Source organism: Streptomyces longisporoflavus, from assembly GCF_014649775.1.
Lineage (GTDB): Bacteria > Actinomycetota > Actinomycetes > Streptomycetales > Streptomycetaceae > Streptomyces > Streptomyces longisporoflavus.
The window spans coordinates 236,387-259,500 of the sequence record NZ_BMTR01000008.1 but is presented as its reverse complement, the minus strand read 5'-3'; the positions used below and the strand labels follow the sequence as shown (position 1 = coordinate 259,500).

Genomic DNA, 23,114 nt, shown 5'->3' with positions numbered 1-23,114 from the left:
ATGGCAGCCACCGGCCGGGGAACGGCCCGCCGCATCGCCGTCATCGGCGGCGGGCCCGGCGGGCTCTACGCCGCCGCCCTCCTCAAGCGCCTCGACCCGGAGCGCGAGATCACCGTCTGGGAGCGCAACGCCCCGGACGACACGTTCGGCTTCGGGGTCGTCCTCTCCGACGAGACACTCGGCGGCATCGAGCACGCCGACCCCGTCGTCTACGCCGCGCTCCAGGCCGAGTTCGTGCGCTGGGACGACATCGACATCGTGCACCGGGGCAGCCGGCACACCTCGGGCGGGCACGGCTTCGCGGCGCTCGGGCGGCGCAGGCTGCTCGGCATCCTGCACGAGCGGTGCCGGGAACTCGGCGTCGACCTGCGTTTCCGCGCCGAAGCGCCGCCCGCCGCCGAGCTCTCCGCCTCGTACGACCTGGTGATCGCGGCGGACGGCGTGCACAGCCTCACGCGCGAGGCGCGGGCCGAGGTCTTCGCACCGAGCATCGAGACGCACCGCTGCCGCTACATCTGGCTCGCGGCCGACTTCGCGTTCGACGCCTTCCGCTTCGAGATCGCCGAGACCGAACACGGCGTGATGCAGCTGCACGGCTATCCGTTCTCCACGGCGGGGAGCGGCGAGTCGAGCGGTGAGTCCACCGTCATCGTCGAGATGCGCGAAGAGGTGTGGGAGGCGGCCGGGTTCGCGGAGCTCGACGAGCAGGCGTCGACCGAACGCTGCGCCAAGATCTTCGCCGACGCGCTCGGCGGCCGGACCCTGCGCGGCAACAAATCCGCCTGGATCAACTTCCGCACGGTCGTCAACAAACGCTGGTCGCACGGCAACACGGTGCTGCTCGGCGACGCCGCCCACACCGCCCACTTCTCCATCGGCTCCGGCACCAAACTGGCCGTCGAGGACGCTCTCGCGCTCGCCGCCTGCCTCCAGGAACAGCCCGGAATCCCCGAGGCCCTCGCCGCGTACGAGACGGAGCGCCGCCCCGTCGTCGAGTCCACGCAGCGCGCGGCCCGCGCCAGCCTGGAGTGGTTCGAGCGGCTCCCGGACTACCTCGGCCAGCCGCCGCGCCAGTTCGCCTTCAACCTGCTCACCCGCAGCCGCCGCGTCACCCACGACAACCTGCGCCTGCGCGACGCCCGCTTCACCGAGTCCGTCGAGCGCGAGTTCGGCTGCCCGGACGGTACGCCGCCGATGTTCACGCCCTTCCGGCTTCGCGACCTCACCCTGCGCAACCGCGTCGTCGTGTCGCCCATGGACATGTACTCCGCGCGGGACGGCGTCCCCGGCGACTTCCACCTCGTCCACCTGGGCGCGCGGGCACTCGGCGGGGCGGGTCTGGTCATGACGGAGATGGTGTGCGTCAGCGAGCACGGCCGCATCACACCGGGCTGCGCCGGGCTCTACACCGACGAGCAGGCCGACGCCTGGCGCCGCGTCACCGACTTCGCGCACGCGCAGGCGCCGGGCACCGCGATCGGCGTCCAGCTCGGACACTCGGGCCGCAAGGGCTCGACGAAGCTCATGTGGGAAGGCATCGACGAACCCCTCGACGAGGGCAACTGGCCGCTTGTCGCGCCGTCGCCCCTCCCGTACAAGGCGAACAGTCGGCGCCCGCTCGAACTGGACCGGGCGGGACTCGTCGAGATCCGCGAGCAGTTCACCGACGCGGCACGGCGGGCCGAGCGCAGCGGGTTCGACCTCCTGGAACTGCACTGCGCGCACGGCTATCTGCTGTCCGGGTTCCTCTCGCCGCTGACCAACCGCAGGACGGACGAGTACGGCGGCTCGCCGGCGAACCGCCTGCGCTTCCCCCTCGAAGTCTTCGACGCGATACGGGCTCTGTGGCCCGCCCGCAAACCCATGACCGTCCGCATCTCGGCCACCGACTGGGCCGACGGCGGCACCACCGCCGAGGACGCCGTCGAGATCGCCCGCGCCTTCGCCGCGCACGGAGCCGACGCGATCGACGTCTCGACGGGCCAGGTCGTCTCCGACGAGCGCCCCGCGTACGGCCGCTCGTACCAGACGCCGTTCGCCGACCGCATCCGCAACGAAACCGGCGTCCCCGTCCTCACGGTCGGCGCCATCTCCTCCTGGGACGACGTCAACTCACTGATCCTGGCCGGGCGTACGGACCTGTGCGCGCTCGCACGCCCGCACCTCTACGACCCGCACTGGACGCTGCACGCGGCGGCCGAGCAGGGTTACGCGGGTCCTGGCGTGGCCTGGCCGCAGCAGTACGGCGCGGGCAGCCGCCGACCGCAGACGGGCCGCACGGACGCCCCCAAGCCCCGCCTCACGCTGGGGAGTTGACGAAGCCCGCACCCGCGTCCCGCAGCCGTCCGTCGAGCGCCGTGAACACCTCGGCGGACCGGTCGCCGGGCCACCCGTCCGGCAGGAGTTCTCCGGGCAGGCCGGGATCGGCGTACGGCAGCCGGCGCCAGGAGTCCAGGGCGAGGAGATAGTCGCGGTACGCCTCGTCGGGCGGGGTGTCCGGCCGCCTCTGCCAGGCCCGGAGCACCGGCTCGTGCCGGTCGAGGAACGCCTCGTGCTCCTTGGCGATCGAGGACAGATCCCACCAGCGGGCCACCGCGTCCGCCGTCGCCGCGAAGCCCAGGTGCTCGCCCCGGAACAGATCGACGTACGAGGCGAGTTGCAGGCGCTCCAGGGTGTGCCGGGTCTCTTCGTAGAGGTGCGCCGGGGCGATCCACACCCCCGGAGCGGCCGTACCGAAGCCGAGACCGGCGAGACGGGAGCGCAGCACGTGCCGCTTCTGGCGCTCGGACTCCGGTACGGAGAAGACGGCGAGCACCCAGCCGCCGCCCTGCCGCGCGGCCGGGGGATCGGCGTAGATGCGGCGGTCGCCGTCCTCCAGGAGCTGGCGCGCGTCGGGCGACAGGGCGTACCCCGCCGCGCCCGCCGCCGTCCGCGCGGGGACGAGAAGACCGCGCCGCTTGAGCCGCGACACGGACGAGCGCACGGACGGGGCGTCCACGCCGACCGGGGCGAGGAGCCTGACAAGGTCGGCGACGGGCACCGGGCCGGGGGCCGCGCGCCCGTAGGCGCCGTAGAAGGTGACGATCAGGGACCGTGGAGTGTGCTGCTCGGACACGTGATCACTCTACGGGCCCCGGCTCCCGCAGCCGGAACCGTTGCAGTTTGCCCGTCGCGGTGCGCGGCAGCGCGTCCAGGTAGACGATCTCGCGCGGGCACTTGTACGGCACGAGCTCGCTCTTCACGAACTCGCGCAGCCGGTCGGGGTCGCGTTCCGTGCCGGGGCGCTGGACCACGTAGGCGACGACCTGCTGCCCGCGCAGCTCGTCGGGGAGCCCCACGACGGCTGTTTCCAGGACGTCGGGGTGGCGCAGGAGCGCATCCTCGACCTCCGGGCCCGCGATGTTGTACCCGGCCGAAATGATCATGTCGTCCGCGCGGGCCACGTAGGTGAAATAGCCGTCGGCGTCGCGGACATAGGTGTCGCCGGTGACGTTCCAGCCGTGGCGCACGTACTGCAACTGGCGTTCGTCGCCCAGATACCGGCAGCCGACAGGGCCGCGCACCGCGAGCAGACCCGGCTCCCCGTCCGGCACCGGGGCCCCCGAATCGTCGACCACGCGCGCGTGCCACCCCGGAACGGGGCGTCCCGTGGTGCCGGGCCGTATCGCCTCGTCGGCGGCGGAGATGAAGATGTGAAGGAGTTCGGTCGCGCCGATGCCGTTGATGATGCGCAGGCCGGTGCGCTCGTGCCAGGCCTGCCAGGTGGCGGCGGGCAGGTTCTCGCCCGCGGAGACGCACCGCCGCAGCGTGGAGACGTCGGGGGCGCCGGGATCGCGCAGCTCGTCGAGCATCGTGCGGTAGGCGGTCGGCGCGGTGAAGAGCACGCTCACGCCGTGCTCGGCGATGGCGGGCAACAGCTGTTTGGGGGCGGCCTGTTCGAGCAGCAGCGACGAGGCGCCGAACCGCAGCGGGAAGACGACGAGTCCGCCGAGGCCGAAGGTGAATCCGAGCGGCGGGCTCCCCGCGAACACGTCGTCGGGCACCGGTTTGAGCACATGGCGCGCGAAGGTGTCGGCGATGGCGAGCACGTCACGGTGGAAGTGCATGCAGCCCTTGGGGCGTCCGGTGGTGCCGGACGTGAAGGCGATGAGGGCCACGTCGTCGGCGGCGGTGTCGACGGGGTCGTAGACGTCGGGCCGGCGGGCCGCGCGGGCGAGGAGGTCGTCGTCCGTGTCCCCGCCGAAGGTGGTGACGCTCAGTCCCGGTATCCCGGCCTTGATCAGGTCGTCGACGGCGCGGGCGTCGCACAGGGCGTGGGCGACCTCGGCCATCTCGCACATCGTGGTCAGCTCGTGCGCGCGCTGCTGGGCCAGGACGGTGACGGCGACCGCGCCGGCCTTCATCACCGCGAGCCAGCAGGCGGCGAGCCAGGGGGTGGTGGGGCCGCGCAGCAGGACGCGCTGGCCGGGCAGGACGTCGAGTTCGCCGGTCAGGACGTGGGCGATCCGGTCGACGTGCTGCCGCAGTTCGCCGTACGTCCACACGTCGCCGGAGCCCGTACGGAACGCGGGGCGCTCGGCGCCGTACCGCTCCATTGTCCGGTCCAGGAGCTCCGTGCCGCAGTTGAGGCGGTCCGCGTAGTGCAGCTCGGGCCGGTCGTGGACGAACGCGGGCCACTGCTCCGGCGGCGGGAGATGCTCCCTGGCGAAGGTGTCGACGTGAGCCGATGGGTGGAGTCGGGGTGCACTCTTGGCGTCCACGCGGGTCGCCCCCTTGCCGATCGGGCTTGTGGTGAGCTCGCACGACGAGCGTATCGTGATGGTGACGACAGTCAACGGTGCGCGATAGAGGAGGGGCCCGGCATGACGGCATTCTCGCTCGATCCGGAACAAACCGCCTGGTGTACGGAGCTACGCACCCTCGCCGAGGAGCGACTGCGCCCCCTGGCGGAGAAGGGCGAACCGGGCCGCGTGAACCGCCCCCTGGTGGCGGCGCTGGGGGAATTGGGCCTACTGGACCGGTTGTTCGCGGGGGAGGGGGCGGGGGGCCCTGCTGCGGAACAGGGCGCCCTCGGGCTCTGTCTTCTGCGTGAGTCCCTCGCCTATGCCTGTACGGAGGCGGAGACCGCGCTCGCTCTGCAAGGCCTCGGGGCGCATCCCGTCGCCGCGTACGGATCCGCGCGGCAGCGCGAGCAGTGGCTGGCCCCCGCCCGCGCGGGGCGCGCCGTCGCCGCCTTCGCGCTCTCCGAACCGGGCGCTGGCTCTGACGCGGCGGCACTGGCCCTGCGCGCGGAGCCGGACGGTGTGTCGTCTTGGCGGCTCACGGGTGAGAAGTGCTGGATCTCGAACGCCCCCGAAGCCGACTTCTACACCGTCTTCGCCCGTACGACCCCGGGCGCGGGCGCCCGCGGCGTCACCGCCTTCCTCGTGCCCGCCGACCGCGCCGGCCTCACCGGGACCCACCTGGACATGCTCTCCCCGCATCCGATCGGGGCCCTCGCCTTCGACGGCGTGCGCGTCACCGGCGACGACATGCTCGGCGAACCCGACCGCGGTTTCCGCGTCGCCATGACCACCCTCAACCGCTTCCGGCCCAGCGTCGGCGCCTTCGCGGTCGGCATGGCGGCAGCCGCCCTCGACGCGACACTCGCGCACACCGCTCAACGGGACGCGTTCGGGGCCAAGTTGAAGGACCTCCAAGCCGTGGCGCACCAGGTCGCCGAGATGGCGACGCGGACCGAGGCGGCCCGCCTGATGGTGCACGCGGCCGCGGCCGCCTACGACCGCGGTGAACCGGACATCGCCCGACGCGCCGCCATGGCCAAGCTGATCGCCACGGAGACGGCGCAGTACGTCGTGGACGCCGCGGTCCAACTGCACGGTGCGCGCGCCTTGCAGCGGGGCCACCTGCTGGAGCACCTCTACCGCGAGGTGCGCGCGCCCCGCATCTACGAGGGCGCGAGCGAGGTCCAACGCACCATCATCGCGAGGGAGTTGTACTCCGCAGAGGCAGACGGAGCGCAGCCCGCCACCTCGCAACCCGCCACCCCCGAATCCGCCACCCCCGAATCCGCCACCCCCGAATCCGCCACCCCCGAGGAGCCCTCCGCATGAGCCTCGAACGCGTCAACCCCTCCGAGCTCTCCCCGGCCATCGGCTTCTCGCACGCCGTCACCGCGACCGGCGGCCGTCTCGTCTTCCTCGCGGGCCAGACGGCGTTGGACACCGAAGGCAAGGTCACCGGCACGACCCTGCCCGAGCAGTTCGAGCTGGCCCTGACCAATCTCCTCACTGCCCTGCGGCACGCGGGCGGCACCCCCGCCGACCTCGCCCGCGTCACGGTCTACGCCACGGACGTCGCCGACTACAGGAAGCAGGCGGCGGAACTCGGGCGGATCTGGCGGCGATTGGCGGGACGCGAATACCCCGCCATGGCAGTGATCGGCGCCGTCCGCCTCTGGGACGAAGAGTGCCTGGTGGAGCTGGACGGGGTAGCGGTACTCGACTGACCCGCATAGCGTCGGACCGGCGATCAGGTGATCAGGCGATCAGGCGATGAAAAAGCGGGGGCTGCCATGGCACGGATCGAACTCAGCGCGGGACCCGTCGAGTACGAGGACACGGGAGGCACGGGGACGCCGATAGTCCTCCTGCACGGCCTCGTGCAGGACGGCAGCGTATGGCGCCACGTCGTCGAGGAACTGGGCGACGAGTTCCGCTGCCTGGTGCCGACACTCCCGTACGGCAGTCACCGAGTGCCGCTGAAGCCGGGCGCCGAGCTGTCGCCGCGGACCATGGCCCGGCTGATCGGTGAGTTCGCCGACGCGCTGGACCTCGGCGACGACGCGGTCTTCGTCGAGAACGACGCGGGGCGGCTCCAGCAACTCGCGGCCGAGCGTCCCGACCGCGTCGGCCGGATGGTCATCGCGGGCTGCGAGGCCTTCGACAACTACCCGCCGCGCGCGGGCGGCAAGATGATGGATGCCGCCGCGCGCGTCCCCGGCGGCATCGCACTCCTGATCCGCGTACTCTCCGTGCGCGCCCTGCGCCGCGTGCCGGGCACGGGATACGCGGTCATGGCGCACCGCCCCGTCCCGCACGACCTGACGGACCGCTGGCTCGCGCCCCTGCGCACCGACCCCGGGGCCCGCAGGATCCTGGTCCGCTATCTGCGCTCCGCACGCAGGACGGAGATGCTGGAGGCGGCGCGGGCCCTGCGCGCGTACGACAGGCCGGCCCTGGTCGTGTGGGGCCGCCAGGACAAGATGATGCCCCCGGAACACGGCCGCAGATTCGCCGACCTGCTCCCCAAGAGCCGCCTGGTGGAGCTGGACGACTGCCGCACCTTGATCCCTCTGGACCGCCCGGACGGCCTGGCTGCGGCGATCCGGGAGTTCGTGACGAACACGTAGGCAGGCACGCCGCCCGGCTCCCCCAGGCGAACGGAAAAACGAACGGAAAACGGACGGAAAGCGGACGGGAAAACGGCTAAATGTCGCGGAACGTCTCGATCTGCGCGCCCACGGAGTTGAGCCGCTCGGCCAGTTCCTCGTAACCGCGGTTGATCACGTACACGTTGCGCAGCACGGACGTGCCCTCGGCGGCCATCATCGCGAGCAGGACGACCACGGCGGGCCGCAGTGCGGGCGGGCACATCATCTCCGCGGCGCGCCAGCGGGTGGGTCCCTCCACCAGGACCCGGTGCGGGTCGAGGAGTTGGAGGCGCCCGCCGAGGCGGTTCAGGTCCGTGAGGTAGATCGCGCGATTGTCGTAGACCCAGTCGTGGATCAGCGTCTTGCCCTGCGCCGCCGCCGCGATGGCCGCGAAGAAGGGGACGTTGTCGATGTTCAGGCCGGGGAACGGCATCGGGTGGATCTTGTCGATCGGCGCCTCCAGCTTGGAGGGCCGGACCGTGAGGTCGATCAGGCGCGTACGGCCGTTGTCGGCGAAGTACTCCGCCGTACGGTCGTGGTCGAGCCCCATCTCCTCAAGGACCGCGAGCTCGATCTCCAGGAACTCGATCGGGACGCGGTTCACCGTCAGCTCGGACTCCGTGACGACCGCCGCGGCGAGCAGGCTCATCGCCTCGACCGGGTCCTCGGAGGGCGAGTAGTCCACGTCGACATCGATGTTCGGTACGCCGTGCACCGTGAGAGTCGTCGTGCCGATGCCCTCGACCTTCACGCCGAGCGCCTCCAGGAAGAAGCACAGGTCCTGGACCATGTAGTTCGACGAGGCGTTGCGGATGACGGTCGTGCAGTCGCTGCGCGCCGCGGCCAGCAGGGCGTTCTCGGTCACGGTGTCGCCGCGCTCGGTCAGGACGATCGGGCGGTCCGGCACGACGTCCCGCGCGACCTCGGCGTGGTAGAGCCCCTCGGTCGCGGCGACGTCGAGACCGAAGCGGCGCAGCGCGATCATGTGCGGCTCGATCGTGCGGGTGCCGAGGTCGCAACCGCCCGCGTACGGCAGGTTGAAGCGGTCCATGCGGTGCAGCAGCGGGCCGAGGAACATGATGATCGAGCGGGTCCGGATCGCGGCCTGCGCGTCGATGGCCTCCATGTCGAGCTCGGCGGGCGGCACGATCTCCAGGTCGTGGCCGTCATTGATCCAACGGGTGCGCACGCCGATGGAGTTGAGGACTTCGAGGAGGCGGTAGACCTCCTCGATGCGCGCCACGCGGCGCAGCACCGTGCGTCCCTTGTTGAGCAGGGAGGCGCAGAGCAGCGCCACGCAGGCGTTCTTGCTCGTCTTGACGTCGATGGAACCGGAGAGACGGCGCCCGCCGACGACGCGCAGATGCATCGGTCCGGCATACCCGAGGGAGACGATCTCGCTGTCAAGGGCTTCGCCGATGCGCGCGATCATCTCAAGGCTGATGTTCTGGTTACCGCGCTCGATGCGGTTCACGGCGCTCTGACTTGTGTTGAGCGCCTCGGCGAGCTGCGACTGCGTCCAGCCCCGGTGCTGACGTGCGTCACGGATGAGCTTGCCGATACGTACGAGGTAATCGTCTGCCATGTTCCGCAGGTTATCTCAGATATGAGATGACGCACGCGCTGGGGTAGGCCATAAGAGAAATGTCTTGTTCGGTACGGAAGTTCCGTTACGTCGTTTCCGTACGCCAGGTGGCCGCACCGCGTCAGCCGCATCCGCACGAGGCGTGCCGCCCACCGTGCACCGCTGCCTGCGCCGTGGGCCGGGGCCCGGCAGCCGCGCGCGTCGTCCGGGCGGCGGCAGCGCGCCCGGCCGATGTGTCGGCGTCATGCACCACTGTGCCTCCGGTCAACGTCAGCCGCACCTCGGCAGAGCTGATATCGGCCACCGGACACCGCGTCACATCGCGGTCGAGGAGCACCAGATCGGCCGACTTTCCCCGTTCCACGGTTCCCGTGAGGTGGTCCATGCGGAGTTGGCGCGCGGTGCCGATGGTGTGCATGAGCAGGGCGGACGAGCGGCTGAGGCCTTCCTCCGCGCGGTACAGGTCACCCTCGCCCCCGGCTCCGGACCGGTCGACGGCGGTACGGACCTGGTTCCACACCTGCAACGGGTCGACCGGCCAGTCCGAGCCACCGGACAGCAGCGCCCCGTGCCGCTCCAGACCGCGCGCCGGGTACAGCAGACGGTGGCGGCCGGCGCCGATGTAGGGCAGCAGGGCGTCCATCGTCCAGATGTTGCGGGTGGCCCACTGGAGCTGCATGCAGGGGATCACGCCGAGGCGGGCGAAGCGGGGCAGGTCGGCGGGGTCGACGAGCTGGAGGTGGGCGGTGGTGTTGCGCAGGCCGCGCGCCCCGGTCTTCCGCAGGGCGTACTCGTACCCGTCCAGGGAGGTACGGACCGCGCGGTCGCCGATGGCGTGCGCGTGCATCTGCCAGCCCTCGGCGTTGAAGGCGGCGCTGAGCCGGCCGAACTCCGCCGGCGAGACGTACAGGTCGCCGCGGTGGTCGGTGGGTTTGCCGTCCTTGTCGAGGTAGGGCTTCAGGAGCGCCGCGGTCTGCGCCGGGTACTCGATGACCCCGTCCAGGAAAACCTTGACGGTGCCGAAGCGGAGCCCGCGCACGTCCCCGAAGTCCTTTCGGAGCGCCTTCGCGTACGCGACCGCCGCCGCCGGGTCCTTGGTCTGGCCGGACTCGATGCGCAGGGCGGGCACGATGCGCTGGAGCAGGCGGCCCGACTCGGCCAGACGCTGATACAGCTTCAGTTCGCCGCGGCCCACCACGGCTTCCATGAAGGTCGTGATGCCGGACGCGGCGGCCTCGGCGAGGGTCTTCGCGGCGGCGTCCGCGAGCTGCGCCTCGTCGGGCTCGGGGATGTGCCGGGAGACGAGCGGCTGGGCGTCGTCCTTGAGCACGCCGGTCGGCTTGCCGTCCGCGCCCTTGACGATCTTGCCGCCGACCGGGTCCGGGGTCGACGCGGTGATCTTCGCTATGTCCAGGGCGCGCTGATTGGCCCACAGGTTGTGCCCGTCGCCGCCGCGCAGGGCGATCGGGCGGCGGGTGGGCAGGGCGTCGAGCATGGAGTGGTGCGGGGCGGTGCCGCGCGGCAGCAGCCCGACCGGGTTCCAGTCCTCCACCACGAGCCACCCGTCGGGCTCCTGCTCGGCGGAGTCCTTCAGAAACCCGGTCAGCGTCTTCCGCAACTCCTCGACGGTCTGCTCGGCGCCGGCCAGGGACGGCCGCAGCGAGCGGCTCGCGGCGTCCATCGGGTGGGCGTGCCCGTCGTGGACGCCGCTCATGAGGGTGCCGCCCCGCCCGTCCACGACCTGCGTGTCCCGCCCGATGAACCGCTTGAGCGAGGCGTCGCTCCCGACGGCCAGGATCTTCCCGTCCCGCCCGACGGCGACGGCCCGCGCGGGGGCGTTGCCCTTGAGGCCGCTGAAGACGCGGGAGTTGTGTACGACGAGCGCGGCGGACCGGCGCGGCGACGAGGCGGCGGCACCGGGTGCGCCCGCGACGACAGAGGCGGCACCGGCGGCACCGGCGGCACCAGCGGCGGCGATGAGGCCGCGCCGGGAGAGGGGGGAGGGGTACGGAGGGGTCATGGGGGTCTCCTCGTTGTTGTGTCGCGGGGCAATCGGGTGGTGGGCGGGCAAAAAAACCGCCGCGAGGCGGGCGGCGCAACAACCCCGCGGCGCCACAAACCCTCACCGAGTAACCCGTTAACCAGAACCGGCCGCCCGCGACGGATTCCGCGGAAACATGGCCCCCGGCACAGTGAATCCGTAGGATTGCCGCCGTGCCAGGGCCCACCCTCACCGACATAGCCCGCGCAGCGGAGGTGTCGACCGCGACGGTCTCGCACGCCCTGAACGGCACCGGCCGCCTGGGCGGCGCCACCCGCCGCCGGGTACGGGAAACCGCCACCGCCCTCGGCTACGGCACCCGCCGCACCGCCCCGCGCACACGGACCCTCGGCATCGCGGTCACCACGTTCCCCACCGCCTGGAACTACACGGAGATCGCCTACTTCTCCCGCGTCGTCACGGCTGCCACCTCAGCGGCCCACGCGCGCGGCTACGCCCTCACCGCGCTGCCCGCCGCCCGCGCGGGGGACGACTCGTGGCACACCCTCGCCGTCGACGGCATGCTGATCATGGACAGCCCGCGCGGGGACCCGATGGTCACCGCGCTGCGCGCCCGCGGCATCCCGCTCGTCTTCGACGGCGCCCCCGGCGACCCGCACCCGGGCGACCACTGGGTCGACAACGACCACGAGACGACCACCCGCGAAGTCCTCGACCACCTCGCCGCGTCCGGCGCCCGCCGCGTCGCCCTCCAGTCGGGCCACGGCGACGAGCACTACGCGCGCACGGTGACGGCGGCCTACGCCACATGGTGCGCGGAACACGGCGCGGACCCGCTGGTCGTGCCCTTCGACGTGACGGACGCCGAAGGAAAGGCGTTCGACGCGCTGCTGCGGGGCCCGGCCCGCGCCGACGCCGTCTACGCGGCGTACGACCCCGGCGGCCGGCAGCTCCTGGCCGCCGCGGCGCGGCTCGGTCTGCGCGTCCCCGGCGATCTGCGTGTGGTGTGCGCGAGCGAGGACACCGGCTACGCGCTGACCCGGCCGCCCGTGACCACGGTGACCCTCGCCCCGGAGGCGACGGCACGCGCCGCGGTGGAGCTCCTCGTCGACCTGGTCGAGGGCCGCGCGGGCCCCGCGTCCGGGACGGCACCCCAGGGCCCCGTCGTCGTACCGGCGGCCCTGGTCCCGCGCGACTCCTCCCGCGCTCAGCCCGCCGCCGGATAGTCGACGTAGCCCTCCGCGCCGCCCCGGTAGTACGTGGCGGGGTCCCCGTCGGCCAGCTCGCGCCCCAGGGCGAAGCGGCTGACCAGATCGGGGTTGGCGACGAAGTGCGTGGCGAAGGAGACGGCGTCGGCGAGCCCCGCCTCGACGAGGGCGTTCGCGGAGTCCCCGTCGAAGCCGTTGTTCGCGATCAGCGGCCCGCCGAACCGCTCCCGGTAGCGCGCGAACGCCGTGAAACCGGGGGTCTCGTCCGGCCCGGCGAGGGCGGCGGCCCGGAGGGCCCGGAGGAGGAAGTGCTCCTCGCCGACTCCGTGGGCCGCGCGCTGCTTGTGGTTCTCGACACACTGGGGCCCGCCGAACGTGTCGCCTTCGTGCTGCACGACCTGTTCGCCGTGCCGTTCACGCAGATCGCCCCGATCGTGGAGCGCACTCCGGTGGCCGCGAAGAAGCTCGCGAGCCGCGCCCGCCACAAGGTCCAGGGGCCGCCGGAGGTGCTTGCCGCCCCCGGGCTCGCGGAGGACCGGCGTGTCGTCGACGCCTTCCTCGGGGCCGCCCGCAGCGGCGACCTGGAAGCGCTGCTCACCGTCCTGGCCCCCGATGTCGTACGCACCGCCGACCTCACCGAGGTGCTGCGCGGCGCACGGGCCGTGGCCGAGGAGACGGTGGTCCTCAGGAACAACGCCCGCTTCGCGGAGGCCGCGCTCGTCAACGGCACGGTGGGCCTGGTCGTGGCGCCGTACGGACGGCTGGTCCTCGCCCTGGCGATCAGGGTCGAGGACGGGCGCGTGGCCGCGTACGAGGTGATCGCGGACCCGCGCCGGCTGCGCGCTCTGGAGTTCTCGGTGCTGCCCCCGACGTGCGGGCAGGCTGGCGCGCCTCGTCGTACTCGTGGGTGATGTACTAGAGTTATCTCGACATCGAGATATCTGCCGAGGCGCACCAGAAGCCGCCACCCGGTAAGGGTTACCTAACTAAGCCTTACCTTAGCGGACCGACGAGGAGTCGTGGCGGCAGGATGTACGGAACGCGCGAAAAAATCTGAAGGAGACTGTCGTGTCGGCGAACAGCTTCGACGCCCGCAGCACGCTGCGCGTGGGCGACGAGTCGTACGAGATCTTCAAGCTGGACAAGGTCGAGGGCTCCGCGCGCCTCCCTTACAGCCTGAAGGTGCTTCTGGAGAACCTGCTCCGCACCGAGGACGGCGCGAACATCACCGCCGACCACATCCGTGCGATCGGCGGCTGGGACTCCCAGGCCCAGCCCTCGCAGGAGATCCAGTTCACGCCGGCCCGCGTGATCATGCAGGACTTCACCGGCGTGCCCTGTGTCGTCGACCTCGCCACCATGCGCGAGGCCGTCAAGGAGCTCGGCGGTGACGCGGACAAGGTCAACCCGCTCTCCCCGGCCGAGCTGGTCATCGACCACTCCGTGATCGCCGACAAGTTCGGCACGGCGGAGGCCTTCGGCCAGAACGTCGAGCTGGAGTACGGCCGCAACAAGGAGCGCTACCAGTTCCTGCGCTGGGGTCAGACCGCCTTCGACGACTTCAAGGTCGTCCCCCCGGGCACCGGCATCGTGCACCAGGTCAACATCGAAAAGCTGGCCCGCACGGTCATGACCCGCAACGGCCAGGCCTACCCCGACACCCTCGTCGGCACCGACTCGCACACCACGATGGTCAACGGCCTCGGCGTGCTCGGCTGGGGCGTCGGCGGCATCGAGGCCGAGGCCGCGATGCTCGGCCAGCCGGTCTCCATGCTCATCCCGCGTGTCGTCGGCTTCAAGCTGACCGGTGAGCTGCCCGCGGGCACCACCGCCACCGACCTCGTGCTCACGATCACCGAGATGCTGCGCAAGCACGGCGTCGTCGGCAAGTTCGTCGAGTTCTACGGCGAGGGTGTGGCGGCCACGAGCCTCGCCAACCGCGCCACCATCGGCAACATGTCGCCGGAGTTCGGCTCCACCGCCGCGATCTTCCCGATCGACGACGAGACGCTGAAGTACCTGCGCCTGACCGGCCGCGACGAGCAGCAGGTCGCGCTCGTCGAGGCGTACGCCAAGGAGCAGGGCCTCTGGCTCGACCCGGCCGCCGAGCCCGACTTCTCCGAGAAGCTGGAGCTCGACCTCGCCACGGTCGTCCCGTCGATCGCCGGTCCCAAGCGCCCGCAGGACCGCATCGTCCTCGCCAACGCCGCGCAGCAGTTCGCGACGGACGTGCGCAACTACGTCACCGACGACGAGGAGGCCGGCAAGGAGTCCTTCCCGGCGTCCGACGCCCCGGCCACCTCCAACGGCGTCCCGTCGAAGCCGACCACGGTCACCGCCCCCGACGGCTCGACGTACGAGATCGACCACGGCGCCGTCACCGTCGCCGCGATCACCTCCTGCACCAACACCTCGAACCCGTACGTGATGGTCGCCGCCGCGCTCGTCGCGAAGAAGGCCGTCGAGAAGGGCCTGACCCGCAAGCCGTGGGTCAAGACCACCCTCGCGCCGGGCTCCAAGGTCGTCACCGACTACTTCGACAAGGCGGGGCTCACCCCCTACCTCGACAAGGTCGGCTTCAACCTCGTCGGTTACGGCTGCACCACCTGCATCGGCAACTCGGGCCCGCTGCCCGAGGAGGTCTCCAAGGCCGTCAACGACGCCGACCTGGCCGTGACGTCCGTCCTCTCCGGCAACCGGAACTTCGAGGGCCGCATCAACCCCGACGTCAAGATGAACTACCTGGCGTCCCCGCCGCTGGTCGTCGCGTACGCCATCGCGGGTTCGATGAAGGTGGACATCACCAGGGACGCGCTCGGCGCCGACCAGGACGGCAACCCCGTCTACCTGAAGGACATCTGGCCCTCCGAGGCCGAGGTGAACGACGTCGTCGCCAACTCCATCGGCGAGGACATGTTCAACAAGTCCTACCAGGACGTCTTCGCGGGCGACGCCCAGTGGCAGGCCCTCTCCATCCCGACCGGCAACACCTTCGAGTGGGACCCCGAGTCGACCTACGTCCGTAAGCCCCCTTACTTCGAGGGCATGACGATGGAGACCACCCCGGTCTCCGACATCACGGGCGCCCGCGTCCTGGCCAAGCTGGGCGACTCGGTCACCACCGACCACATCTCCCCGGCCGGTGCGATCAAGGCCGACACCCCGGCCGGCAAGTACCTCACGGAGCACGGCGTCGAGCGCCGTGACTTCAACTCCTACGGCTCGCGCCGAGGCAACCACGAGGTCATGATCCGCGGCACGTTCGCCAACATCCGCCTGCGCAACCAGATCGCGCCGGGCACCGAGGGCGGCTTCACCCGCGACTTCACGAAGGAAGACGGCCCCGTCTCCTTCATCTACGACGCCTCGCAGAACTACCAGGCGGCCGGCACCCCGCTCGCGATCCTCGCGGGCAAGGAGTACGGCTCGGGCTCGTCCCGCGACTGGGCCGCCAAGGGCACCGCGCTGCTCGGCGTCAAGGCCGTCGTCGCCGAGTCGTACGAGCGCATCCACCGCTCGAACCTCATCGGCATGGGCGTCCTGCCGCTCCAGTTCCCCGAGGGCCAGTCCGCCGCGACGCTCGGCCTGACCGGCGAGGAGACCTTCTCCTTCACCGGTGTCGAGGAGCTCAACAACGGCACCACGCCGCGCACCGTCAAGGTCAGCACCGACACCGGTGTCGAGTTCGACGCGGTCGTCCGCATCGACACCCCCGGTGAGGCGGACTACTACCGCAACGGCGGCATCATGCAGTACGTGCTGCGCAGCCTGATCCGTAAGTAGCCTGACCGGCAGCAGCAGTTGAGGGCCGCACCCCGTCTCACGACGGGGTGCGGCCCTCGGTCGTTCCAGGGGGCTACCCGGGGAAGCCGCCGTACGGCACCGTGATCAGTTCCATCGCGTGCGACGCCGGGTCCAGGAAATAGACCCCGCGCCCGCCGTCATTGGTGTTGATCTCACCCGGCTGCTGCTGGTGCGGGTCGGCCCAGTGCTCGATGCCGCGCGCCCTGATCTTCTCGTACGCCGTCGTGAACTCGTCCTCGGAGACAAGGAAGGCGTAGTGCTGCGGGGTGAGGTGCTCCGCGGGGACGGTGGCGAAGTCCAGGGTGACTCCGTTGCCCAGCTCCACCGCGATGAACGGGCCCCATTCCGAGGTGATCTCAAGGCCCAGCAGGTCCGTGAGGAACTCCGCGGATTCCCGGTTGTCCCGGGCGTGGATGATCGTGTGGTTCAGCTCTACCGACAAGGAATGCCTCCAGAAGGCATCTCCCGACACCTCCATGCCTCACCCGGTCGGTGACCGGCACGCGATGTCGCCGTGGATCTTAGGCACGACGACATCGCGCTGTCGAGCTGTTCCGGCCGGGAGCACCGGACGATCAGCCCTCCTCCCAGCCCACGCTCCCGACCCCCGAGCCGCCGAAGCAGCGAGCGCTCGACACGTCGGACGCGCCCGGGTTCAGCGTCTTCCACTCGCCGGTGGTGTCCGGCCAGTGGCCGCAGACCACCGTGACGCGGAAGGCCGTCACGACATTGCTGTTGTTGGTGCAGTGCGCGTGCCCCCAGTACCCGTCGGTGTCCGTGGTGCAACTGAGGACGTTGGGGGGCGCGGCGGCCGGCACCTGCTGTGCGGCCGCCGCGCCCGGCGCCACGGCGAGCGCCGGCAGCGCGGCGGTCGCCACTGCTGCGAGCTTGAGCACGAGCCTGGTGAGGCGGCGGGTCTTGTTCATGCGCTGGTCTCCTTCTGGTTCTCCGTCGCGGGTCTTCCGCACAGCTGTGATGCTTCCGAGCGGCCCTGTCGTGCCGGTCACGCGACGGTCACTCGAAACGAGAGGGGGCGGGAGTGCGCACGCACCCCCGCCCCCTCGTTCACGGCAGACGGATCAGCTCAGGAGCTCGACCTCCGCGAGCGTCGCCGAACCGTCGAGGACGAGCCGGTAGTGCGCGTACTCACCCGGCTTGTCCACGGTGAACGCCCGTGTCTGCTTGTCCCAGGCGAAGGACTCCCCGGAGCGCTTGTCCAGTTGGGTCCACTTCTCGCCGTCGGCGGAGCCTTCGAGCACCCAGCCGCGCGGCGCCTTCGCCTTGTCGGACGACGAGGTCAGCGTGTACTGGACCGCCTTCGTCGCCTTGGCGACCGGCAGCTCCACGGAGGCCGAAGTGGCGTCCGTGGCCGAGGTGTTGTCGAAGAGCGCGCCGTCACCCTTGATGGCGTCACCGCGCGGCGACGGCACCTTGTCGTCCTGCGTGACGGACGTGGGCTGGGCGTTCTTGCCGGTGCCCCACGACGAGGGCTTGGAGCCCATGTCGAACTCCAGGACACCGCCGCGCGCGATCTCCTTGTGGGGGAGCGCCGTGGAGGTCCACTTCTTGCCGTTGACCTTCAGGCCCTGCACGTAGATGTTCTTCGCGCTGTTCTTCGGCGCCTTGACGACCAAATCGCGGCCGTTGTCCAGGTGCACGGTCATCTTGGTGAACTGCGGCGAACCGATCGCGTACTCGCCGCTGCCCATGACCAGCGGATAGAAGCCGAGCGAGGAGAAGAGGTACCAGGCCGACTGTTCGCCGTTGTCCTCGTCGCCGTGGTAGCCCTGCCCGATCTCGCTGCCCGTGTAGAGGCGGGAGAGGACCTCGCGGACCTTCTCCTGCGTCTTGGACGGCTCACCGGCCGCGTCGTACATGTAGGCGGCGTGATGGGCGACCTGGTTGGAGTGCCCGTACATGCCCATGCGTACGTCGCGCGCCTCGGTCATCTCGTGGATGACACCTCCGTAGGAGCCCGCGAACTCGGCGGAGCCGGTCTCCGGGGTGGCGAAGTACTTGTCCAGCTTGTCGCCGAGGCCCTTGCGGCCGCCGTAGAGGTTGGCGAGGCCGCGCGAGTCCTGCGGGGCGGTGAAGGCGTAGCCCCAGGCGTTCGTCTCGGTGTAGTCGTAGCCCCACACGCGCGGATCGAACTTGTCGGACGGGACGCGCCAGTCGCCCTTCTTGTTCTTGCCCTGGAAGAACCCTTCACCGGCCGCCTTGCCGTCGAAGAGGTGGACGTAGTCGCGGGCGCGGTTGAGGAAGTACTCCGACTCCTCCTTGTAGCGCTTCTCGCCCGTCTTCTTGTAGAGGGCCTCGCCCATGCGGGAGATGCCGTAGTCGTTGAGGTAGCCCTCAAGGGCCCAGGACAGGCCCTCGTGCGTCTCGCTGGGGGTGTAGCCGAGGAAGGGCGAGGTCTCCATGCCCTTGCGGCCGACGCCCGAGCTCGGCGGCACGACGGTCGCGTTCTTCACGGCCGCGTCGTACGCGTCCTTCGCGTCGAAGTCCACGCCCTTGACGTACGCGTCGGCGAACGCCACGTCCGAGGAGGTGCCCGTCATCAGGTCGGCGTAGCCGGGCGACGACCAGCGGGACGTCCAGCCGCCGTCCTTGTACTGCTGCACGAAGCCGTCGACCAGCTCACCGGCCTTCTTCGGCGTGAGGAGCGAGTAGGCGGGCCAAGTCGTGCGATACGTGTCCCAGAAGCCGTTGTTGACGTACGGCTTGCCGTCGACGATCTTCGCGCCGGTGTGGGTCGGGGTGTCGGGACCCGTCTGCGGCGAGAAGGGCGAGGCGTACTGGTACTTCGACTTGCCGTCCGCCGACGTGACCTTCTCGAACCCCGAGTTGGGGTAGAGGTAGAGGCGGTAGAGGGAGGAGTAGAGGCTGGTGCGCTGGCCCTCGCTCGCGCCCTCCACCTCGACCTTGCCGAGGATGTCGTCCCAGCTCTTCTGCGCGCGGTTCTTCACGCGCTCGAAGGAGGTGCCGGACGGGATCTCGCTGTTCAGGTTCGCCTTGGCCTGGTCGAGGCTGATGAGCGAGGTCGCGAGGCGCAGATTGACCGTGCGGTCCTTGCCCGGCTCGAAGCGCAGATAGCCGGTGACGTCACCGCCACCGCCGCCCTCCAGCTTGCCGCCCGCGGTGACGGGCGCGTCGAAGGTGCCGTAGACGAAGAGGCGCGTGGCACCGGTGGAGAGGCCGGACTTGACGTCCGAGAAGCCGCTGACGACGCCGCTCTCCTCGTCGAGGGTCAGGCCGCCCTTCTCCGATACGTTGTCGAATATGACGCTCGCGTCGTCACCGGGATAGGTGAACTTCATCATCGCGGCGTGGTCGGTCGGGGCCATCTCGGCCTTCAGACCGTTCTCGAACGTCACGCCGTAGTAGTGCGGGCGCGCCGTCTCGTTCTCGTGCTTGAAGGGCAGCGCGCGCTTGGTGCGGGACGCGGACGGGGTGTCCTTGTCGACCGACGGCATCATCTGGAAGGTCTGCCGGTCGCCCATCCAGGGGCTCGGCTCGTGGCTCGCGCTGAACGCCTGAATGGTCGGCAGGTTGTCCGCGTTGTTGCCGCGCGCGTAGTCGTAGAGCCAGCTCAGGGAGCCCGCGTTGGTGACGGGCGTCCAGAAGTTGAAGCCGTGCGGTACGGCGGTCGCGGGGAAGGTGTTGCCGCGCGAGAAGCCGCCGCTGGAGTTCGTGCCGCGGGTGGTGTCCGCGTAGTCCGAGGGGTGGGCCTTCGGCTTCGCCGGGGCCTTCTCCTTCAGGGAGACGTCGTCCACCCAGCCGCGGAACTTCGCCGGACCCTTGGGGGAGTCGTACGCGACCAGCACCCGGTCGACGGTCTTGCCGCGCGCGACCTGCCCGATCCGCGCGGCGACGTTGTTCCACTGGTTGACGTAGAGGCCCTTGGCGGCGCCCTGGCCCTGCGGGGTCAGCGCGAAACCGTGCTGGTCCACGGCCTTGAGGTCACTCAGATAGGTGCCGTCGGTGAAGGCGAGGTCCACGGACACGTTCGTGGCGTCGTAGTCGAGGTCGCCCTCGGCCATGGCGGGGAAGATCCGGTACGAAAGCTCGGTGTCACGCCGCACCGAGACGTTCACGTCGAAGACCTTGTTGTACGAGTAACCGCGGGCGTCCGCCTTGTGGGTGCCCGCGTAGCGCAGGGCGCGCTTGCCGGTGAACCCGGCGCCCGACTTCGCGGTCGGCGAGCCGCTGGGGCCGCGGTCCACGAGGGAGAGCATGTCCTCGGGGACGGGGCTCTCGCTGCCGCCGACGCTGAGCTGGACGTCGGCGAGCTGGAGGGCGTCCGACGCGCCGTTGTTGGCCGTGACGTCCAGGCGGTAGTGGGCGTACGCGGTGTCGTTCTCGAAGTCGTACTTCTTCGTCTGGTGCCGCTTGTCGAACGCCTCGCCCTTGCGGGTGTCGAGGTCCTTCCAGTCCTTGCCGTCCGTGGAGCCCTGCAGCTTCCAGTCCTTGGGGTCGCGCTCGTCGTGGTCGTTCGCCGACGTGAGCGCGTACGTGATGACCTTGGCGGGCTCGTCGAGGTCGAACTCGACCCAGCCGGTGGGCGCGAAGGTCAGCCACTTGCTGGTGGGCTCACCGTCGACCAGGTTCTCCTTGACCTCGCCGCCGCCGGCGTTCTCGCCGCTGGCGCGGACCGCGGTGACGTGGTCGTTCACACTGCCGGGGATGCCCGCGCTGAACGCTCCGTTGACGCCGGCGGTCTTCTTCTTGCCGTCTGGCCCGGTCTCCACGGTGTTCAGCCAGTCCGGCTGGACATCGCCCTCTTCGAACGAAGAAACGAACTCCCTTGCTGCTTTGGGTGGTTTCTCCGGCTTGGCCACGGCGGCGCCCTGCGCCGTCGCGACGAGCGTGAACGCGGCTGCTCCGAGAACCGCGGCCGAACGATGGTGTCTGAAGCGAGGTCTGCGTGATCTGTGCGGCATCCCCGAGCCCCTCCCTGCAAGTGTGGACAACGTTGTCACATGGCTGCGCAAGGTCCAGTAGGGCGCCAAGTTGCCGGTGGTGTCAAGGCTGTTGAAAGGGCCGGTGGGGCTGAAGATGGGGCGGAGGTGAGGTGGAGGTGAGCTGAGACGCCCCGGAGATGGTGCCGGGAAAGTCCAAGGGGGCCGGGGAGAAAGTCCAATGAGGAGCGAGGAGGGGCCAGGGAAGATCAGTGAGGGGAAAGCGCCGACGGGTCCCGACGCCGCCGACTTCCCCGGCTGAATTTGCTCACGCCGTGAACGAACCAGTCCGTATCTCCGCGAGGTCTCAACTAGGGAAAGACTGCTGGCCGAAGCTGCATTCGATCTTGCTCTGCTGCCGAGAAGTGGACTATACCTATCGGCACCCTGAGTGGCGGGTGCAAGCCCTTGCCATGTAGTTGACGCACGTGCAGCACCACCAAGCTTCAACTGACCCGCGGTGTCGGGCCCTTCGCCACTGGCGAGCTGTCGGGAGCCCCGTACGCCGCCTGAGTCCTGGAGAAGGCGAGGACTTGAGCATGGGATCCACCAGCATCAATCGTCGTGACGTGATGAAGAGGGCGGCGGCCACCAGCCTTCTCGCAGTGCCGGCGGTGGGCGCCCTGAGCTCCTGCGCGAGCGGCGGCGGGGACGAGAACAAGGCGGAGAAGGGCGAGAAGTCCAAGAAGAACCCGCTCGGCGTGAAGTCGGACGCCGGGCTCGCCGTGGTCGTCTTCAACGGCGGTTACGGCGACAAGTACGCCCAGTTCGTGACCGACATGTACAAGAAGCGGTACCCGGACTCGGACGCCGGCCAGAAGTCGACGACGAAGATCGCCACGCAGGTCCAGCCGAAGATCGTCCGCGGCAACCCGACGGCCGACGTCATCAACAACTCCGGCGCCGACCAGATGAACCCCGGCAAGCTGGTCTCCAACAAGCAGGTGGCGGACCTCACCGAGCTGCTCGACGCGCCGTCGTGGGACGACCCGAGCGTCAAGGTGCGCGACATCCTCGAACCGGCGGTCGAGGCGAGCGGTAATTTCGGTGGCCCCGGCACCTTCCAGGCCGGCATCTCGCTGACGGTCTACGGCACCTTCTACTCCAAGAAGCTGCTCGAGGAGGGCCTGGATTCCGCGTACCCCAAGACCTGGGACGAGATGCTGGCCGTCTGCAAGAAGGCCAAGGCCAAGGGCATCCACGGCTGGAGCTATCCGGGCGGCCACCCGCGGTACATGTTCTTCAGCATCTACACGATGTTCGCGCAGCGCGGGGGGCGCGACATCACCACGGCCATGGACTACCTCGAGCCGGGCGCCTGGAAGAACGACGCGGTCAAGGACGTCTTCGAGGCCTGGGAGGAGCTGGTCGCCAAGAAGTACGTCCTGACCGGCTTCGACGGCACCGAGGCGCACACCGAGATGCAGACCGCCTGGACCAAGGGGGGCAAGTGCGTCTTCGTGCCCAACGGTTCCTGGGTGGAGAATGAGGCCAAGGACACCACCCCGAAGGACTTCGGGATGTCGTTCGGGCCGAGCCCGTCACTGGACTCGGGCGACAAGATGCCGTTCGGCACGATCAACGCGCCGGCCGGTGAGTTCTACGTCGTCCCCGAGAAGGCGCAGAACCGGCAGGGCGGCCTGGAGTGGCTGCGGGCGATGTACAGCAAGGAGGCCGCGCTGAACAACTTCAAGGAGCTCTCCGCCCTGCCGGTGGTCAAGGGAGCCATCGACGGCCAGAAATTGCCGCACGGTGTGGCGAGCGTGCAGGCGGCGATCAAGGCCGCCGGCGAGAACGTCGTCATCGCGAAGCACATGGACTGGTACAACGAGCTGTTCCGCGAGGACTTCAACAACATGATCGCCAAGTTCATGCTGGGCCAGATCGGTACCAAGCAGGCCATGGACATCATGGAGAAGGCCGGGGCCCGGATCCTCAAGGACCCTGACGTCGTCAAGGTCAAGAAGTCCTGATCAGCGGCGGATCGACCGAGTACGCGGGCACGTGAACGAGGCGGGGCGGAGTGGCGTGAAGACTGACACCCGGGTGGACGATTCCCCACCCCCGAAGAAGGCACCGGACCCGACAGGCCGGCCCAAGTCGCCGAACGGGCTGCTGTTCCTCC

16 protein-coding genes are annotated in these 23,114 nt (G+C 70.1%); 8 read left to right on the top strand and 8 right to left on the bottom strand.

Annotated features, from left to right (window positions below):
* The gene (locus IE226_RS18590) at positions 1-2,316 is read left to right on the top strand and encodes a bifunctional salicylyl-CoA 5-hydroxylase/oxidoreductase (RefSeq protein WP_190082391.1); all 2,316 of its coding nucleotides are present in this window, start codon (positions 1-3) and stop codon (positions 2,314-2,316) included.
* Here IE226_RS18590 and IE226_RS18585 read toward each other — a convergent pair.
* Both IE226_RS18585 and IE226_RS18580 read right to left on the bottom strand, forming a co-directional pair.
* Complete coding sequence (locus IE226_RS18585) at positions 2,300-3,115, bottom strand: PaaX family transcriptional regulator (RefSeq protein ID WP_190082390.1); 816 nt, start codon at positions 3,113-3,115, stop codon at positions 2,300-2,302. The two genes, IE226_RS18590 and IE226_RS18585, sit on opposite strands and share 17 nt — an antisense overlap.
* Before the next feature lie 4 nt (positions 3,116-3,119).
* Positions 3,120-4,760, bottom strand: coding sequence for an AMP-binding protein (locus IE226_RS18580; protein ID WP_229871185.1), 1,641 nt, complete (start codon positions 4,758-4,760; stop codon positions 3,120-3,122).
* A gap of 102 nt (positions 4,761-4,862) precedes the next feature.
* On the opposite strand from IE226_RS18580, the gene IE226_RS18575 reads away from it, so the two are divergent.
* The 3 genes from IE226_RS18575 to IE226_RS18565 all read left to right on the top strand — a co-directional run bounded on the left by IE226_RS18575 (position 4,863) and on the right by IE226_RS18565 (position 7,411).
* Positions 4,863-6,113 carry an acyl-CoA dehydrogenase family protein gene (locus IE226_RS18575; RefSeq protein ID WP_190082388.1) on the top strand — a complete coding sequence of 417 codons (1,251 nt, stop codon included), beginning with the start codon at positions 4,863-4,865 and terminating at the stop codon, positions 6,111-6,113.
* Complete coding sequence (locus tag IE226_RS18570; protein WP_190082387.1) at positions 6,110-6,508, top strand: RidA family protein; 399 nt, start codon at positions 6,110-6,112, stop codon at positions 6,506-6,508. The genes IE226_RS18575 and IE226_RS18570 overlap by 4 nt, the downstream gene beginning before the upstream one ends.
* Positions 6,509-6,574: 66 nt before the next feature.
* On the top strand, positions 6,575-7,411 hold the full coding sequence (locus tag IE226_RS18565; RefSeq protein ID WP_190082386.1) for an alpha/beta fold hydrolase: 837 nt from the start codon (positions 6,575-6,577) through the stop codon (positions 7,409-7,411).
* A 76-nt stretch (positions 7,412-7,487) separates the two neighbouring features.
* Here the strand turns inward: IE226_RS18565 and IE226_RS18560 are convergent, their stop codons facing one another.
* Both IE226_RS18560 and IE226_RS18555 read right to left on the bottom strand, forming a co-directional pair.
* Positions 7,488-9,017: a helix-turn-helix domain-containing protein gene (locus tag IE226_RS18560; RefSeq protein ID WP_190082385.1), complete on the bottom strand. Its 1,530-nt coding sequence runs from the start codon at positions 9,015-9,017 to the stop codon at positions 7,488-7,490.
* A gap of 121 nt (positions 9,018-9,138) precedes the next feature.
* Positions 9,139-11,037, bottom strand: a complete 1,899-nt coding sequence (locus IE226_RS18555; RefSeq protein WP_190082384.1) for an amidohydrolase — start codon at positions 11,035-11,037, stop codon at positions 9,139-9,141.
* Between the two features lie 194 nt (positions 11,038-11,231).
* Here IE226_RS18555 and IE226_RS18550 point away from each other — a divergent pair, with 194 nt between their 5' ends.
* Positions 11,232-12,245 carry a LacI family DNA-binding transcriptional regulator gene (locus tag IE226_RS18550; RefSeq protein ID WP_229871183.1) on the top strand — a complete coding sequence of 338 codons (1,014 nt, stop codon included), beginning with the start codon at positions 11,232-11,234 and terminating at the stop codon, positions 12,243-12,245.
* Here IE226_RS18550 and IE226_RS44105 read toward each other — a convergent pair.
* Entirely contained in the window at positions 12,227-12,622 is a 396-nt protein-coding gene (locus IE226_RS44105; protein WP_229871247.1) for a beta/alpha barrel domain-containing protein, read from the bottom strand. The genes IE226_RS18550 and IE226_RS44105 overlap by 19 nt on opposite strands.
* Here IE226_RS44105 and IE226_RS18540 point away from each other — a divergent pair.
* Positions 12,614-13,138, top strand: coding sequence for a sigma-70 family RNA polymerase sigma factor family protein (locus IE226_RS18540; protein ID WP_373306989.1), 525 nt, complete (start codon positions 12,614-12,616; stop codon positions 13,136-13,138). The genes IE226_RS44105 and IE226_RS18540 overlap by 9 nt on opposite strands.
* Before the next feature lie 157 nt (positions 13,139-13,295).
* Entirely contained in the window at positions 13,296-16,010 is a 2,715-nt protein-coding gene (gene acnA / locus IE226_RS18535; protein WP_190082383.1) for an aconitate hydratase AcnA, read from the top strand.
* 73 nt (positions 16,011-16,083) lie between these two features.
* Here the strand turns inward: acnA and IE226_RS18530 are convergent, their stop codons facing one another.
* The 3 genes from IE226_RS18530 to IE226_RS18520 all read right to left on the bottom strand — a co-directional run bounded on the left by IE226_RS18530 (position 16,084) and on the right by IE226_RS18520 (position 20,971).
* Positions 16,084-16,473: a VOC family protein gene (locus IE226_RS18530; protein ID WP_190082382.1), complete on the bottom strand. Its 390-nt coding sequence runs from the start codon at positions 16,471-16,473 to the stop codon at positions 16,084-16,086.
* Between the two features lie 133 nt (positions 16,474-16,606).
* On the bottom strand, positions 16,607-16,957 hold the full coding sequence (locus IE226_RS18525) for a hypothetical protein (protein WP_229871180.1): 351 nt from the start codon (positions 16,955-16,957) through the stop codon (positions 16,607-16,609).
* 153 nt (positions 16,958-17,110) lie between these two features.
* Positions 17,111-20,971 (bottom strand): GH92 family glycosyl hydrolase, encoded by a 3,861-nt coding sequence (locus tag IE226_RS18520; RefSeq protein WP_190082381.1) that lies wholly within the window; start codon positions 20,969-20,971, stop codon positions 17,111-17,113.
* A 557-nt stretch (positions 20,972-21,528) separates the two neighbouring features.
* Here IE226_RS18520 and ngcE point away from each other — a divergent pair.
* Positions 21,529-22,962, top strand: coding sequence for an N-acetylglucosamine/diacetylchitobiose ABC transporter substrate-binding protein (ngcE, locus tag IE226_RS18515; protein ID WP_190082380.1), 1,434 nt, complete (start codon positions 21,529-21,531; stop codon positions 22,960-22,962).
* Positions 22,963-23,114: the final 152 nt, after the last annotated feature.